16 protein-coding genes are annotated in these 15,842 nt (G+C 72.8%); 12 read left to right on the top strand and 4 right to left on the bottom strand.

Going from position 1 to position 15,842, the window contains the following annotated elements; translation table 11 throughout:
• Nucleotides 1–118 precede the first annotated feature (118 nt).
• From ACLJTM_RS27340 to ACLJTM_RS27385, 10 genes are all read left to right on the top strand, one after another.
• Nucleotides 119–1,060, top strand: a complete 942-nt coding sequence (locus ACLJTM_RS27340; protein ID WP_411106390.1) for an FKBP-type peptidyl-prolyl cis-trans isomerase — start codon at nt 119–121, stop codon at nt 1,058–1,060.
• Between the two features lie 29 nt (nt 1,061–1,089).
• Nucleotides 1,090–1,485: an FKBP-type peptidyl-prolyl cis-trans isomerase gene (locus tag ACLJTM_RS27345; protein ID WP_411106391.1), complete on the top strand. Its 396-nt coding sequence runs from the start codon at nt 1,090–1,092 to the stop codon at nt 1,483–1,485.
• 181 nt (nt 1,486–1,666) lie between these two features.
• Nucleotides 1,667–2,623 (top strand): helix-turn-helix transcriptional regulator, encoded by a 957-nt coding sequence (locus ACLJTM_RS27350; protein WP_411106392.1) that lies wholly within the window; start codon nt 1,667–1,669, stop codon nt 2,621–2,623.
• 124 nt (nt 2,624–2,747) lie between these two features.
• Entirely contained in the window at nt 2,748–3,716 is a 969-nt protein-coding gene (locus ACLJTM_RS27355; protein WP_411106393.1) for a helix-turn-helix transcriptional regulator, read from the top strand.
• A 14-nt stretch (nt 3,717–3,730) separates the two neighbouring features.
• A complete protein-coding gene (locus ACLJTM_RS27360) occupies nt 3,731–3,958 on the top strand; it encodes a hypothetical protein (RefSeq protein WP_411106394.1) in 228 nt (75 codons plus the stop codon).
• Nucleotides 3,959–3,984: 26 nt separating this feature from the next.
• The gene (locus ACLJTM_RS27365) at nt 3,985–4,185 is read left to right on the top strand and encodes a hypothetical protein (RefSeq protein WP_411106395.1); all 201 of its coding nucleotides are present in this window, start codon (nt 3,985–3,987) and stop codon (nt 4,183–4,185) included.
• 228 nt (nt 4,186–4,413) lie between these two features.
• Nucleotides 4,414–4,704 carry a Sec-independent protein translocase subunit TatA gene (gene tatA / locus ACLJTM_RS27370; RefSeq protein WP_411106396.1) on the top strand — a complete coding sequence of 97 codons (291 nt, stop codon included), beginning with the start codon at nt 4,414–4,416 and terminating at the stop codon, nt 4,702–4,704.
• A 47-nt stretch (nt 4,705–4,751) separates the two neighbouring features.
• On the top strand, nt 4,752–5,717 hold the full coding sequence (gene tatC / locus ACLJTM_RS27375; protein ID WP_411106397.1) for a twin-arginine translocase subunit TatC: 966 nt from the start codon (nt 4,752–4,754) through the stop codon (nt 5,715–5,717).
• A gap of 110 nt (nt 5,718–5,827) precedes the next feature.
• Nucleotides 5,828–8,668, top strand: a complete 2,841-nt coding sequence (locus tag ACLJTM_RS27380; protein ID WP_411106398.1) for a DEAD/DEAH box helicase — start codon at nt 5,828–5,830, stop codon at nt 8,666–8,668.
• 91 nt (nt 8,669–8,759) lie between these two features.
• The gene (locus ACLJTM_RS27385) at nt 8,760–9,431 is read left to right on the top strand and encodes a helix-turn-helix domain-containing protein (protein WP_411106399.1); all 672 of its coding nucleotides are present in this window, start codon (nt 8,760–8,762) and stop codon (nt 9,429–9,431) included.
• On the opposite strand, the gene ACLJTM_RS27390 is transcribed toward ACLJTM_RS27385, so the two are convergent.
• The 4 genes from ACLJTM_RS27390 to ACLJTM_RS27405 all read right to left on the bottom strand — a co-directional run bounded on the left by ACLJTM_RS27390 (nt 9,428) and on the right by ACLJTM_RS27405 (nt 14,153).
• Nucleotides 9,428–10,399 carry an RluA family pseudouridine synthase gene (locus ACLJTM_RS27390; protein ID WP_411106400.1) on the bottom strand — a complete coding sequence of 324 codons (972 nt, stop codon included), beginning with the start codon at nt 10,397–10,399 and terminating at the stop codon, nt 9,428–9,430. The two genes, ACLJTM_RS27385 and ACLJTM_RS27390, sit on opposite strands and share 4 nt — an antisense overlap.
• Nucleotides 10,400–10,429: 30 nt before the next feature.
• Nucleotides 10,430–11,986, bottom strand: a complete 1,557-nt coding sequence (locus tag ACLJTM_RS27395; RefSeq protein WP_411106401.1) for a serine hydrolase — start codon at nt 11,984–11,986, stop codon at nt 10,430–10,432.
• 366 nt (nt 11,987–12,352) lie between these two features.
• Nucleotides 12,353–13,198, bottom strand: a complete 846-nt coding sequence (locus ACLJTM_RS27400; protein WP_411106402.1) for a siderophore-interacting protein — start codon at nt 13,196–13,198, stop codon at nt 12,353–12,355.
• A 49-nt stretch (nt 13,199–13,247) separates the two neighbouring features.
• Nucleotides 13,248–14,153: a 5'-3' exonuclease H3TH domain-containing protein gene (locus ACLJTM_RS27405; RefSeq protein ID WP_411106644.1), complete on the bottom strand. Its 906-nt coding sequence runs from the start codon at nt 14,151–14,153 to the stop codon at nt 13,248–13,250.
• A 399-nt stretch (nt 14,154–14,552) separates the two neighbouring features.
• Between ACLJTM_RS27405 and ACLJTM_RS27410 the strand changes: the two genes are divergently transcribed.
• Both ACLJTM_RS27410 and ACLJTM_RS27415 read left to right on the top strand, forming a co-directional pair.
• A complete protein-coding gene (locus ACLJTM_RS27410; protein WP_411106645.1) occupies nt 14,553–15,101 on the top strand; it encodes a helix-turn-helix domain-containing protein in 549 nt (182 codons plus the stop codon).
• Nucleotides 15,098–15,826 (top strand): helical backbone metal receptor, encoded by a 729-nt coding sequence (locus tag ACLJTM_RS27415; RefSeq protein ID WP_411106403.1) that lies wholly within the window; start codon nt 15,098–15,100, stop codon nt 15,824–15,826. The genes ACLJTM_RS27410 and ACLJTM_RS27415 overlap by 4 nt, the downstream gene beginning before the upstream one ends.
• Nucleotides 15,827–15,842: the final 16 nt, after the last annotated feature.

Raw genomic sequence — 15,842 nt, forward strand, 5'->3', positions numbered from 1 at the left:
GTGGCACCGCGCTGACGTCCTGATCTTGGCCAGGGGCCCCGTACGTCTCTCGTACGGGGCCCTGTGCACGGCTTAGAGTGGCGGGCGACCGCCTTGCCGTCTGAGATCTGAGGAACACGTGCGCCGACTTGCCGGCCTGCTTGTCGTACCCCTTCTGCTGCTGTCGACAGCGGCCTGTGGTGACGACGGCGGCTCCGACTCCGCCCAGATGAAGAACGGGGCGCCCGCGATCACCAAGGGTGCCAAGTTCGGGGAGCAGCCCACCCTGTCGAAGGGGAAGGGTGAACCCCCGAAGGAGCTGAAGGTGGTGACCATCAGCGAGGGCGACGGCCCGGCGCTGAAGAAGGGCGACGTCGCCCAGGTCAACTACTACGGCCAGGTGTGGGACGGCAAGGAACCGTTCGACGAGAGCTTCACCAAGGGGAAGCCCTTCGACGTCAACGTGGGTGCCGGCACGGTCATCAAGGGCTGGGACCAGGGCCTGGAGGGCCAGAAGGTCGGCAGTCGCGTCGAGCTGGTGATCCCCCCGGCCCTCGGCTACGGCGAGCAGGGCTCCGGCGAGAAGATCAAGCCGAACGCGACGCTGGTCTTCGTCGTGGACATCGTCAAGGGCACCACGGTCCCGGCCTCGGCCAAGGGCAAGGAGGTCGCCCAGGACAACAAGGACCTGCCCAAGGTCGGTACCAACACGGACGGCAAGGAAGTCTCCGTGACGGTGCCCAAGGACGTCGCCGAGCCGGCGAAGCTGGTGTCGAACTACATCATCGAGGGCGAGGGCGCGCCGGTGAAGGACACCGACAACGTCGTCGTCAAGTTCAACGGCAAGACGTGGAAGGACGACAAGACCTTCGAGAGCACGTACGCCACGGACCAGACGGTCACCTGGCCGATGGACCAGCTCTCGGTCAAGGGGCTGAAGGAGGGCATCGTCGGGAAGAAGGCCGGCAGCCGGATCCTGCTGGTCATCCCGCCGGACATGGGCTTCGGCGACAAGGAGCAGGGCACCATCCCGGCCAAGTCCACGCTGGTCTTCAGCCTCGACATCCTGACAGTGATGTAAGACTGTTCCGGTTGACCCTTTCGTACGCAATGAGGAGCAGTTCCGTGAGCAACGAGCTCAGCAAGCCCGAGATCGACTTCCCCGAGGGCGAGGCCCCCAAGGACCTCGTGGTCGAGGACATCTGGCTGGGCGACGGCGCCGAGGCCAAGAAGGGCGACCGGGTCTCGGTCCACTACGTGGGCGTGGCCTTCTCGACCGGCGAGGAGTTCGACGCCTCCTGGAACCGCGGCTCCGCGCTCCAGTTCCAGCTCGGTGTCGGCCAGGTCATCTCCGGCTGGGACCAGGGCGTCCAGGGCATGAAGGTGGGCGGCCGCCGCAAGCTGGTCATCCCCGCGCACCTCGCCTACGGCGACCGCGGCGCGGGCGGTGCGATCGCCCCGGGCGAGACGCTGATCTTCGTCTGCGACCTGGTCAAGGTCGGCTGATCCGGCTCACCGCGAGCTGTCGAGGGGCCCCCGCCGGTACGGCGGGGGCCCCTCGCTTTTGCCGGGGACGGCCGGGGCGGTACGGTCACGGTCACGGGTCCGTCCCCTTGCGGGGTGCACTGCGCGGGGCGCGGGTGACGGGGCGAAAGATGTGTTCGCGGAGAAGGGCGGAAGGGCGTCGATGGCGATTGCCAAGGCCGAGCGGCTGATGAACTTGGCGCTGTGTCTGCTGGGGACCCGCCGGCCGCTGAGCAAGCGCGAGCTGCGCGGCTCCATCGAGGCCTACATGGAGGCGGGCAACGACGAGTCCTTCAACCGCATGTTCGAGCGGGACAAGGACGATCTGCGTGAACTCGGCCTGGTCATCGAGACGGTGGAGAACCTGGAGGGTGACACCGGGTACCTGGCCCGCCGGGACAGCAACCGGCTGCCGCCCGTGGCCCTCGACGCCGAGGAGGCCGCCGCGCTGGGACTGGCGGCCAAGGTCTGGCAGCAGGCCCGCCTCGCCGGCGCCGCGAACGGCGCGCTGCAGAAGCTGCGTGCGGGCGGGATGCCGGAGGCGGGCGACCTGTACGGGGGCCAGCACAGCGCCATCGAGCCGCGCATCCCGGTCCACGAGGCGGCTTTCGAGCCGCTCATGCTGGCCTGCCGGGACCGCCGGCCGGTGGTCTTCGACTACCGCAAGTCCACCGCCGCCCGGCCCGAGACCCGCCAGGTGGAGCCGTGGGCGCTGGAGTGCTGGCGGGGCCACTGGTACCTGGCCGGGTACGACCGCGACCGCGGGGCGGAGCGGGTGTTCCGGCTGTCCCGCATCACGGGCAAGGTCCGCTCCCGCGCCGCGCAGTACACCGCGCAGGTGCCCGACGTGGTGACGGTGCGGGAGACCGTGGCGAGCTGGGCCGGTGAGAGCGCGGACCGCTCGGCTCTGATCCGGCTGCGCAGCGGGGCGGGCTACCCGCTGCGGGCCAAGGCCACCGCGGTGCGCGAGGGCGGGGACGGCTGGGACGAGCTGGAGATCCCCTACGGGCACGGGCTGGACGCCTGGCTGGTGGAGTTCGGGCCCGACGTCGTGGTGGTGGGGCCGGCCGACCTGCGGGCCGACGTGGTGGACCGGCTGCGGGCCGTCGCCAAGGGCTGACCCGCCGCGCCCGTACCCGTACCGTCCGCGGGGGCTCCGCGCCCCTGCGCACCACCGGCGGCCGCGCTGCCGCGGCGCCGCCGCACGATCCGATGAGCACGCCCTGAGGGGGAGACGTACCAGCATGGCTGCCAACGCCATCGACCAGACCCGCCGGATGCTGTCCCTGGTGACCTACCTGCGCGAGCGCCCCGGGGCGCACGTCGCGGACGTGGCCCGGGCCTTCGGCATCACCGAGGACGAGCTGATCTCGGACCTCGACGTGCTGCCCATGTGCGGGACCAGCTTCCGGGGCGGGGACCTGCTCGACATCGACACCGACGGGGAGCGCATCTGGTGGCGCAACCCCGACGCCTCCGGCGAGTCCACCGCGGAGCCGCTGCGGCTCGCCGCCGACGAGGCGACCGCGCTGCTGGTCGCCGCCCGCGCCGTGGCGACCCTGCCGGGGCTGCGCGAGAGCGACCGGGACGCGCTGCTGCGGGCCACGGCCAAGCTGGAGGCGGCGGCGGGCGAGGCCGCCGGGGCCAGCGCCCGGCTCTCGGTGACCTTCGAGGCCGAGGGCGGGGTCTTCGCGGACGTCGACCGGGCCATCGCGGAGCGCCGCCGACTGTGGCTGCGCTACTACTCCCCGGCGCGGGACGAGCTCACGGAGCGGACGGTGGACCCGATCCGCCTCTTCGCGGTGGGGCACACGTACATGGAGGGGTGGTGCCACCTCTCGGAGGCGCGGCGCACCTTCCGGCTGGACCGGGTCGCGGAGATCCGGCTGCTCGACGAGCGGGCGGAGCCGCCGGCCATCGAGCCGCGGGACCTGTCCGTGGGCCTGGTGCAGCCGGCCGCGGAGGACCCGGAGGTGGTGGTCGAGGTGGGTCCCGGCGGGCGCTGGGTCGCCGAGTACTACCCGCACGACAGCGCCGAGGAGCTGGCCGGCGGGGGCCTGCGGATCACGCTGCGCAGCCCGGACCCGGCTTCGCTGCGCCGGCTGGCGCTGCGGCTGGGCCGGGAGGGACGGATCGTGGCGCCCCTGGAGCTGGCGGACAGTGCGCGCAGCGCCGCCCGCGAGGCGCTCGCGGGGTACGGGGAACAGCTCTGAGGGAGGGGCGGTCCATGTCGCCAACGTCCGGGTCCGTCGCCTTCAAGGCGTCCTGTCCCGAGTGCCGGGCCCGCTTCGAGCTGCCCGCGGGCGCCCTGCGGCTGGCCATCGGGGGCAGCAGACGGGCCACCTTCTACTCCTTCACCTGTCCCGCGTGCGGGGCCGCGGTCCGCAAACCGGCCGGGGAGCGCATCGTGGAGCTGCTGACGGGCGGCGGCGTGAGCACCCTGCGCAGCATCTGAGCCGGCCGGTGGCCTAGGCTCGGGGCATGCTGTGGCCGATGCTCGCAATTGCCCTCGGTTTCCTCGGGGCCGCCGTCCTGTCCGTCCTCGCGCTGCGGGTGTACGTGCAGGTGCAGCGGCTCTCCGGGCAGGTCGCCCTGGCCAGCCGCCGGATCGCGGACGCCTCGGGGGACCTGGAACGGGCCGCCGAGGACCTGGCGCGCGCGGGGCAGGCCGTACGCCCGTAGCCGGGCGGACCCCTCCTGGGGGTGGCCTGTGCGACGGAAAAGCGGTACGAATGCGGGCGTGCGGGGCGCAGGCAACCGGCCCGCAGGTAAGCGGGGGTACCCCGGGGCATTGCCGGGCGTTAACCCCCGGGGGTTACGATCCTTGTCTGAGGCGGTTACCGGATGGGTGTCCGAACTGCCCGGAACCACCACAACCAGCCGTTTCGGTGAGTAAGGAAGTCACACGTTATGGGCAATCTGAAGCCCCTTGAGATCCTTCTGATCATCGCTGTGATCGTGCTGCTGTTCGGTGCCAAGAAGCTCCCCGAGATGGCCCGCTCCCTCGGCAAGTCGGCCCGCATCCTCAAGAGCGAGGCGAAGGCGATGAAGAAGGACGGCGAGGCGGAGGACGCGGCGACCGCGGCCAACGTCACCGACCCGGCCGGCCAGCCCGTCGCCCCGCGCACCATCCAGGCCGCGCCCGGTGACGTGACCAGCTCCCGTCCCGTCAGCGAGCCGAACCGCACCACCCAGGGCTGACTCCTGCCGGACACGCCAGTCATCTGCATCGAGACGAGGGACGTGGGTTGCTCAAGTCTGCCCGCAAGCAGGGGAAGCCAGGACGACAGGCCAAGGACGCCGAAGGGCGCATGCCTCTCGTCGAACACCTGCGCGAACTGCGAAACCGCCTGCTGAAGTCGGTCCTGGCGATCCTCGTGATCACCGTGGTCGCGGCCTTCTTCTACAAGGACCTCATCGACTTCATGCTGAAGCCGATGCTGGACTCCGTCGGCTGCACCGGCGGCGTGGTCTCGCAGCGCAACGGCCGCCCCTGCGCCGACATGACCGTCAACGGCCTCATCGCGCCCTTCTCGATCGCCCTGAAGGTGTCCCTCACCGCCGGCGTGGTGCTGTCCGCGCCGGTGTGGCTCTACCAGCTCTGGGGCTTCACCGCACCGGGCCTGCACAACCACGAGAAGAAGTACGCGTTGAGCTTCGTCGCGCTCGGAGCGCCGCTGTTCGGCGCCGGCGCCGTCCTCGCCTACAAGCTCCTCCCGCAGACCGCCACGATCCTGCTCGAATTCACCCCCGAGCACGCGCGCAACCTGCTCCCGGTCGACGACTACCTCGACCTGATCACGCGCATGGTGATCGTCTTCGGCCTCGCCTTCGAGCTGCCGCTGCTGCTGGTCCTGCTCAACGTCACCGGGGTGCTGAGCGCGAAGCGCCTGGCGAGCTGGTGGCGCGCCATGGTCCTCGGCATCACGGTCTTCGCCGCCTTCGCGACACCCACCGGCGACCCCATGACCATGCTGGCGCTGGCCGCCCCGATCGTGGCCCTGTACTTCGTCGCCCTCGGGTTCTGCCTCATCAACGACCGGCGGCGCAAGCGCAACGACCCGGATGCGGCCCTGGACGACGACGAGGCCGCCCCCCTGGACCTCACCCCGGCGCCGCTCGGCGCCATGGAGCCCGTCGCCGCGCCCGCGGCGCTGCCCGGGCAGGACGACGGCGGACGCCAGCGGATCAACGGCTACGACGACGCCACCTGACGGGTACGCCCGTACCCCGGGCGGCCCGTCCGGCCGGGTGGTGACCGCCCGCCCGCTCGCACAAAAGATCGCGACTGTTGTCAGAGGGGGCGGGTAGGCTCGATCACAAGATGACCGAAGAACTCTCTCCCGCCGAGCGGTACGCCGCTGCCCGGATCCGCGCCGCCGAAGAGGCCACCGCGCTGCACCCCTTCCGCGAGATGTACGCCTTCGATCTGGACCCCTTCCAGATCGAGGCCTGCAAGGCGCTGGAGGCCGGCAAGGGCGTCCTCGTCGCCGCCCCGACCGGCTCGGGCAAGACCATCGTCGGCGAGTTCGCCGTGCACCTCGCGCTCCAGCAGGGCCGCAAGTGCTTCTACACGACGCCCATCAAGGCGCTGTCGAACCAGAAGTACGCCGACCTGGTCAAGCGGTACGGCGCCGACAAGGTCGGCCTGCTCACCGGCGACAACAGCGTCAACTCCGACGCACCGGTGGTCGTGATGACCACCGAGGTGCTGCGCAACATGCTGTACGCGGGCTCGCAGTCCCTGCGCGGCCTCGGGTACGTGGTCATGGACGAGGTGCACTACCTCTCCGACCGGTTCCGCGGAGCCGTCTGGGAGGAAGTGATCATCCACCTCCCCGAGTCGGTGACCCTGGTGTCGCTGTCGGCCACCGTGTCCAACGCGGAGGAGTTCGGCGACTGGCTGGACACCGTGCGCGGCGACACCGAGGTCATCGTCTCCGAGGAGCGGCCCGTACCGCTGTGGCAGCACGTCATGGCCGGCCGGCGGGTCCACGACCTCTTCGAGGAGGGGACCGACCACGGCGGCCGCAGCGCCGCCCGCCGAGAGGTCAACCCGGACCTGCTGCGCATGGCCCGCGAGGAGAACAGCCGGACCTACAGCCCCAAGGACCGGCGCCGCGGCAAGATGGTCCGCGAGGCCGACCGCGAACGCGAACGGCGCTCCCGCGGCCGGATCTGGACCCCCTCCCGGCCCGAGGTAATCGCCCGCCTCGACGGTGACGGACTGCTGCCCGCCATCAACTTCATCTTCAGCCGGGCCGGCTGCGAGGCCGCCGTCCAGCAGTGCCTCTTCGCGGGACTGCGGCTCAACGACGACTCCGCGCGCCTGAAGGTCCGTGAGATCGTCGAGGAGCGCACGGCCTCCATCCCCACCGAGGACCTGCACGTCCTCGGGTACTACGAGTGGCTCGAAGGCCTGGAGCGGGGCATCGCCGCCCACCACGCGGGCATGCTGCCCACCTTCAAGGAGGTCGTGGAGGAGCTCTTCGTCCGCGGCCTGGTCAAGGCCGTCTTCGCCACCGAGACCCTGGCGCTGGGCATCAACATGCCCGCCCGGACGGTCATCCTGGAGAAGCTGGTCAAGTGGAACGGCGAGCAGCACGCCGACATCACCCCCGGGGAGTACACGCAGCTCACCGGCCGGGCCGGACGGCGCGGGATCGACGTCGAGGGCCACGCGGTGGTGCTCTGGCAGCGCGGCATGGACCCGGCGGCCCTCGCGGGGCTGGCGGGCACCCGCACCTATCCGCTGCGCTCCAGCTTCAAGCCCTCCTACAACATGGCCGTCAACCTCGTCAGCCAGTTCGGGCGCCACCGCTCCCGCGAACTGCTGGAGACCTCCTTCGCGCAGTTCCAGGCCGACCGCTCGGTCGTCGGGATCTCCCGGCAGGTGCAGCGCAACGAGGAGGGCCTGGAGGGCTACCAGGAAGGCATGACCTGCCACCTGGGGGACTTCGAGGAGTACGCGCAGCTGCGCCGCGACCTCAAGGACCGCGAGACGGACCTGGCCAAGCAGGGCGCGGCCCAGCGCCGGGCGCAGGCGGCCAGTTCGCTGGAGAAGCTCAAGCCGGGCGACATCATCCACGTGCCGAGCGGCAAGTTCGCCGGACTCGCGCTCGTCCTGGACCCGGGCGTGCCGGCCGGGCGGGTCAACGGGCACCGCGGGCACGAGTACACCGAAGGCCCCCGCCCGCTGGTGCTCACCGCCGAGCGTCAGGTCAAGCGGCTCGCCGCGATCGACTTCCCGGTCCCGGTCGAGGCGCTGGACCGGATGCGGATCCCCAAGACCTTCAACGCCCGCTCCCCGCAGTCCCGTCGGGACCTGGCCTCACAACTGAGGACCAAGGCAGGCGACTTCCGCCCCGGGCGGGCACCCCGCGGGCGGGCCGCCGCAGCCGACGACCGCGAGATCGCCCGGCTGCGCGCCGCGCTGCGGGCACACCCCTGCCACGGCTGCGACGAGCGCGAGGACCACGCCCGCTGGGCGGAGCGCTACCACCGGCTCAAGCGGGACACCCAGGCGCTGGAGCGGCGCATCGAGGGCCGGACGAACACCATCGCCCGGACCTTCGACCGGATCCACGCACTCCTCACCGAGCTGGACTACCTGCGTGAGGATGCCGTCACCGAGCACGGCAAGCGGCTGGCCCGCCTGTACGGCGAGCTCGACCTGCTGGCTTCCGAATGCCTGCGCGCCGGGATCTGGGAGGGCCTGAGCCCGGCCGAACTGGCCGCCTGCGTATCGGCGCTGGTGTTCGAGGCGCGGCAGTCCGACGACGCGGTGGCGCCGAAGGTGCCCGGCGGCGCGGCGAAGGAGGCGCTGGGCGAGATGGTCCGCATCTGGGGCCGCCTCGATGCGCTGGAGGAGGACCACGGCATCAACCAGGCCGAGGGCGTGGGCCAGCGCGAACCCGACCTCGGCTTCGCGTGGGCCGCCTACCAGTGGGCCTGCGACAAGAGCCTGGACGAGGTGCTGCGCGAGGCGGAGATGCCGGCCGGCGACTTCGTGCGCTGGTGCAAGCAGGTCATCGACGTCCTCGGACAGGTCGCTGCGGCGGCCCCGTCGGCCTCCGGCGACAGTGGGAGCACGGTGGCGCGAAATGCCCGTAAGGCCGTGGACGCACTGCTTCGGGGTGTAGTGGCCTACAGCTCGGTCGGCTAGGCGTATTTGGGGCTTCCTCTGAAAGCGGGGCTGGCCTGATCTCATCTCTTGCCATGATCGGTTCGTGCCCGGGCTGTGCGACGATCGGCGCATGAGTGGGGGAGACGAGGGACCGAGACGGGTCGGTCGGCCGCGCGCCGACCGGTTGAGGCCGCCGAGCGGCCGGCCGCCGCGCGAGGAACTCCTGTGCGCGGCGGCCGAGCTGTTCACCGTCCAGGGGTACGCGGCCACCACCACGCGGGCGGTGGCCGAACGGGCCGGAATGCGGCAGGCCACGATGTACCACTACTTCCGCGGCAAGGAGGAACTCCTCGCCGAACTCCTGGAGTCGACGGTCGCGCCCTCACTGCTGCTGGCCCGCCGGCTGCTCGCCGACGCCGGCCGGCCCGCCGCCCGGCGGCTGTGGGAACTGTGCCGCTCCGACGTGCTGCTGCTGTGCGGGGGCCCGTACAACCTGGGAGCGCTGTACCTGCTGCCGGAAGTGGCCGGGGCCCGCTTCGGCCAGTTCCGCCGGATGCGGGCCGAACTCAAGCAGATCTACCGGCAGTTGCTCCACGGCACGGGAGCCGGCGCCGAACTGGCCGAGGACCGCGACGGGCTGGCGCTCCGCAACGACCTGGTGTTCGGCCTGATCGAGGGCGTCATGCTCATCCACCGTGCGGATCCGCAACGACCCGTCGCCGCCTTCGCCGAAGCCACCGCGGACGCCGCCCTGCGCATCGCGGGCTCCCCGGGCCCGACCCGGCCGCACGGGGCCGCTTAGGCCGTTCCGCCGGTCCCCGCCTCCCAGCCGGGGCGGTCGTCCCAGGCCTGCAGGGTGCGCCCGCTCTCGAAGCGGTGGGCGGCGCCGGTGAGCGGGTCGGTAAAGGCCAGGACCCGGGCCAGGAGCTGCAGCGGCCTGCGGTAGTCGTCCGGGGCCGGATCGGTGACCTGCGGGTACACCGGGTCGCCGAGGATCGCCAGGCCCAGCCCGTTCATGTGGACCCGCAGCTGGTGGGTGCGGCCGGTCAGCGGGGTGAGCCGGTAGCGGCCCAGGTCCCCGCGGGTGGCGGTGAGTTCGATCAGGCTTTCGGCGTTCGGTTCGCCGCCCGGGACCTCGGTTGCCGCGATGACCCCGCGCTCCTTCTCGATGCGGCTGCGCACCGTGCGCGGCAGGGCGGTCTGCGGATCGTGCGGCGCGAGGGCCTCGTACTCCTTGTGCACCTCGCGGCGCTGGAAGAGGAGCTGGTAGGCGCCCCGGTCCTGCGGCCTGATGCTGAACATCACCAGCCCCGCGGTCAGCCGGTCCAGCCGGTGCGCCGGGCTGAGCCCGGGCAGGTCCAGCTCCGTCCGGAGCCGGGCCAGGGCGGTCTGGGTGACGTGGCTGCCGCGCGGGGTCGTCGCCAGGAAGTGCGGCTTGTCCACGACCAGGAGGTGCCGGTCGCGGTGCACGATGCGGAGGGGGAAGGGGACGGGCGGTTCGGCCGGCAGGTCCCGGTGGAACCACAGCCAGCCGCCCGGCTCGTACGGGTCCTGGGCGCGCAGGACCCGCCCGCCGGGGCCGAGCACCCGGCCCTGCGCCAGCAGCCGTACGACGGCTCCGGCGCCGGGGCCGCCCGCGTAGTGCGCGGCGAGATAGCTGCCGAGGTCGGCCCAGCGGCCCTCCGGGTCGGCGGGCAGGCGCAGCCGCACCGGATCGATCCCGGCGCGCTGCGGCAGGGGCGGGGGAGGGGCGGGGGCTCTGCGTCTCATCGGGGACAGGCTATGCGGCCGCGGAGCCGGTCACGGCCGGGTGAAGGTGCCCAGGTGGTCGGCGTCCAGGTACTCGACGCGCAGGGTGCCGTCGGCGAAGGTCACCCCGGTGCGGCCGACCGCGTTCTCCCCGCGGGTCTCGAAGCTGAAGGTGCCGCCGTCGTAGTGGGTCAGCGGGAAGCGCTCGGGCCTCGGGCCGAGGGACAGGGTCAGGGCGCCCTCGTCGTCCGCGGTCACGGTGGCCCTGCCGTAGTAGGCGTTGTCGTAGCTGCCGGTGTAGGAGGAGCTGTCCGCAGCGGGCTTCGCTCCGGCCGGGGGGTGGGCGTAGTCGGTGGGGGAGCGTTCCGCGTCCGCCATCTGCGCGTAGAGGGCGGAGGTCAGGCCGAGCCAGTCGGTGCCGGCCCGGCCGTGCTCGGCGACGTCGAAGAAGTCCAGGGCCACCGCGTCGGCAAGGCCCACCGGGGCGCCGTTGGTGAGGACGACGATGCCGAGCTGCTCCAGGGGGAGCATCGTCACGTTGGTGTTGGCGCCCAGTTCGAAGGCCCCGGAGTGGCTCAGGCGCAGCCGGCCGGCGTCGTCGTACGAGACGTTCCAGCCGAGGCCGTAGAAGCCGGTCCGGTTCTGCGGGGGCGTGGGCTGCTGCGAGACGATCTCGGGCAGGTGGGTGCGGGCCAGGGTGTCCGCGGGCACGATCCGCTTGCCGTCGAGGGAGCCGCCGGCGAGCTGGAGGCGCAGCCACCGGGACATGTCGCGGGCGGTGGAGCTGACCCCGCCGGCCGGTGCCTGCGCGTCGGGATCACGGACGAAGCGGGCGCTCCAGGTGCCGTCCGGGTTCTTGACGTGGGTGGCTGCGTGGTCGGGGGCGTCGGCGAAAGCGGAGAACCGGGTGCTGGTGTGCTGCATTCCGGCGGGCCGGAAGAGGGTGTCCTCGGCGAGCTTCTGCCAGCTGGTGCCCTTGGCGCGGGCGACGGCCTCGGCGGCGGCGGTCAGGCCGAAGTTGGTGTAGGCGTAGCTCGCGCGGAACGGGGCGAGGGGCGCCATGCGGAGGTGGTCGAGGATGTACGCCTGGTCGTAGCCGAGGTCCTCCAACAGGTCGCCGGCATGGTCGGGGAGGCCGCTGCGGTGGGAGAACAGGTCGGCGAGGGAGACGTGGCCGGTGACCCAGGGGTCCTTGAGGGCGAAGCCGGGGAGTTGTGCGCGGCGGTCCCACTCCTCGGGGGAGGTGAGGGCGCCGGCCACGACGGTGGAGGACACCGGCTTGGAGAGGGACGCGATCTGGAAGACGGTGTCGGGGCCGACCGGGGCGTCGTCGCCGGTCCTGCGCAGCCCGAAGCCCTTGAGGTGGACGACCTTGTCCCGGTGGACCACGGCCACGGACACCCCCGGGAGGCCGGTGCGGCGCATCATCTCCTGGACCGTCCCGTCGATGCGGGCGACGGCCCGGTCGACCTGGGCGTCGCTCAGGAGGGGTTTCGGCGGGGGCGGCGGGCTGGGGGCGGCGGCCGCCGCCGTCACCCCCGTCACTGCGGTCAGCAGCAGCGCGGCCCCGGCCGCCGCCGCCGCCCCGCGTGCGCGGAGCGAGGGCATGCGGTCATTGTCCCGCGGAACGGGTGGCCCCGCCTGTTCGCTGCCGCTGGGCTTGGGGGTGGCCGGGCCGGGCCGTTGCCGGGGCCCGCGCCGGGCGGGTATGGCCGGGCCGGGCCGGGCGGTGTGGGCTGGGCGCCGTTGCGGGGCGCTGCCCTGGGGCCCGCGCCTCAATCGCCGGCGGGGCTTTGTGGGGCGGCGGCGCTGCCCTGGGGCCCGCGCCTCAATCGCCGGCGGGGCTTGGTGGGGCGGCGGCTTCGGACGCCCAGTGGGGGTTAGGCGGCGGCGTTGTGGGGCGCTGCCCTGGGGCCCGCGCCTCAATTGCCGGCGGGGCTTGGTGGGGCGGGGGCTTCGGACGCCCAGTGGGGGTCAGGCGGCGGCGTTGTGGGGGAGTTCTTGTTCGGCTTCCACCGTGGCGTTCCAGTCGCGCTTGATCGCGCGCCAGCCCTCGTCCGTCTCGCCCTGGCGCCAGTAGCCCGAGATCGACAGGCGCTCGCGCGGGATGCCGCGGTCCAGTCGCAGGTGGCGGCGGAGTTCCTTGACGAAACCGGCCTCGCCGTGCACGAAGGCCTGGACGTCCGGGGACGGGAACTGCAGGGCGGTGACCGCCTCCACCAGGGCCTCGCCGACCGGGCGGTCGCCGCGGTGGATCCAGAACGGGGTCGTACCGTCGGCCGTGGCGACCTTCAGCTCGTCGGCCGGGCCCTCGACCTCGACGAAGGCCAGCACCTGCGTACCGGCGGGAACGGCCTCCATCGTCGCGGCGATCGCGGGGAGCGCGCTCTCGTCGCCCACCAGGAGGTGCCAGCCCGCCTCCCGGTCGGGGGCGTACGCACCGCCGGGCCCGAGGAAGTGCACCGTCTCACCCGGCTGGACGCGGGCCGCCCAGGGCCCCGCGAGGCCCTCGTCGCCGTGGACGACGAAATCGAGGGTGAGCTCGCGGTGCGCCGGGTCCCAGGCGCGCACGGTGTACGCACGCTGGCGCGGCCACTGCGCGCGGGGGAAGTCGGCGCGGATCTGCTCCAGGTTCCACGGCGAGGGGTAGACGACGCCCTGCGGGGCGAAGAGGAGCTTGACGTAGTGGTCCGTGAACTCGCCCGCGCCGAAGCCCGCCAAACCCTCACCGCCCAGCACGATCCGCACCATGTGCGGCGAAAGCCGCTCGGTACGTACGACGTCGGCGGTGCCGACGGTGCGGGCGCGTCCTTCTGCCACGGTGACTCCCCTGACTCCCCAGAAACTTAGGATTACCTAAGTTAGCACCTCATGGGCGTAGTGCGCTGCTCAGCCGGGACACGGCTCCGCCGAGTCCCCACCGACGGGCGAGGGCTTCCACCAGTTCGGGCTGGGCGGGGGCCGGGGGGAGGGCCGGGTCGAACGGCGGCAGCGGCACGTCCGAGGCCACCTGGACGACCTTGGGGGCCACCGCCAGGTACGGCCGGGACTCGTCGAGCCGCTTGCGCTGGGTGGGGGTCAGCTTCGAGCGCGGGTCGTCGACGGCCGCGATGATCCCGGCGAGGGTGCCGTACGCGTCGAGGAGCTTGGCCGCGGTCTTCTCCCCGATGCCGGGGACCCCCGGCAGGCCGTCGCTCGGGTCGCCGCGCAGCAGCGCCAGGTCCGCGTACCCCGGGCCATCCACCCCGTACTTCTCGCGCAGCCAGGCCTCGTCGGTGACCTGGAGGGTGCCGACGCCCTTGAGGGGGTAGAGCACGCGCCGCCCGCGGGCGTCGTCCACCAGCTGGTACAGGTCCCGGTCGCCCGTCACGATGTCCACCGGGCCGGTGGCGCGGGCGGTGAGGGTGCCGATCACGTCGTCGGCCTCGTAACCCGCCACGCCCACGCGGGCGATGCCGAAGGCGTCCAGCGCCGCCTCGATGATGGGCACCTGCGGGGCGAGGGTGTCCGGGGTCTCCTCCACGTCCGGTCCGGCCTCGCTCTCCTGCGCGACCCGGTGCGCCTTGTAGGAGGGGATCAGCTCCACCCGCCAGTGCGGCCGCCAGTCGGCGTCCATGCACGCCACGAGGTCGTCGGGACGGTGGTCCTGGACCAGCCGTCCGATGAAGTCGAGCAGGCCGCGCACGGCGTTGACCGGGGTGCCGTCGGGGGCCTTCACGGAGTCCGGCACACCGAAGTAGGCCCGGTAGTAGAGGGAGGCGGTGTCCAGGAGCATCAGGCGTCGTGTCGTCACGGCAACGATGATGCCGCACCGCGCTGCGGGCCCGTACGAGGACGGACGTCCCGTCAGGGGGCCGTGCCGGGGACCGCGGACGGGCCCGCGGGCAGCCACGGACGGTGAGCGCGCCCGTACGGCGAGGCACGCCGGGGGCGGACGGGTCCAGCCGTGCACGCGATACGGGGGGCGGTTGCTGCGTAAGGTGCTTACAGCACGCCGATGTGCGACGGACAAGGGGAGGGCAGCCCCGACATGAACGACAGGGACGGCACGGACGGCCCGGGCGGCCCGGACCGCGGGCCCGGCAGGACCAAGGGCGCGGACCGGGACAACGGCCGGGACGCGGGCCGGGACACGGGCCGCGACAAGGACAAGGACGCGAAGGAACCCCTGCGGGTGGGCGTCGCCGTCCGCAAGCGGCGTCGCGCCCTCCACCTGACCCTGGCGGCCGTCTCGGCGCGCAGCGGGCTGTCGGTCCCCTTCCTGAGCCAGATAGAGAACGAGCGGGCACGGCCCAGCATGCGGTCCCTGGAGCGGGTCGCGGACGCGCTGGAGACCACGGCCGTCGAGCTGCTGGCCGCCTCCGACACCGCGCGCACCGTGGACCTCGTACGGGCCGGCGACGAGCCCGGGCTCAGCCCGGTCCCCGGTGTGCGTCCCCTGGTGCGCGGCCACCACCAGCTGCACGCCCTGGAGTTCACCGGGGACCAGGACGCGGGCCGCGAGTACCAGCACCGCAACGACGAGCTGATGTACGTGGTCTCGGGTGCCTGCCAGGTGGAGGCGGAGGGGCGGGCGTACCGGCTGGAGAGCGGGGACGCGCTGTTCCTCTCGGGCGGCGTGCGCCACCGCTGGCGCGCCGTCACCGAGGACACCCGGCTGCTGGTCGTCGCGGTCGGCGAGCACATCCACGCCACCTCCGAGCCGCCCGCGCCCGGACGGTGACCGCCGTACGGCGGGTCGTCTCGCTGGTGCCGTCCCTGACCGAGGCGGTGGCGCAGAGCGCCCCGGGGCTGCTCGTCGGGGTCACCGACTGGTGCACGCACCCCCCGGACCCGGCCGGAGTGCAGCGGATCGGCGGGACGAAGAACCCGGACGTCCGGGGCATCGTGGCACTGCGCCCGGACCTGGTGATCGCCAACGAGGAGGAGAACCGGGCCCCGGACCTCGCGCAGCTGCGCGCCGCCGGGGTGGAGGTGCTGGTCACCGAGGTACGGGACCTCCCACAGGCCCTGCGGGAGCTGGACCGCGTGCTGGTGGGGGCGCTGGGGCTGAAGCGGCCCGGGTGGCTGGCGGACGCGGAGGCGGCCTGGGCCCGGGTGGAGCCCGCCGGGACGCTCACGGCCTTCGTCCCGATCTGGCGCAGGCCCTGGATGGTGCTGGGCCGGGACACCTTCGCGGGGGACCTGCTGGCGCGGCTGGGGGTGCGCAACGCCTACGCCGGCCATGCCGAGCGGTACCCGCGGGTGCCGGTGGAGGAACTGGCGGCGGCCGGCTGCGATCTGGTGGTGCTGCCCGACGAGCCCTACCGGTTCTCCGTCTCCGACGGGCCGGAGGCCTTCCCCGGACTGCCGGCCGCGCTGGTCTCCGGCCGCCACCTGACCTGGTACGGGCCCTCGCTGGTGCAGGCCCCGGCCGTCCTCGCCGAAGCCCTGGAAGCGGCCCGGTGAGCTTTTCCGGCCACCG

Origin of the sequence: Streptomyces sp. cmx-4-9, assembly GCF_046548835.1 — a bacterium.
Classification (GTDB): Bacteria; Actinomycetota; Actinomycetes; order Streptomycetales; family Streptomycetaceae; genus Streptomyces.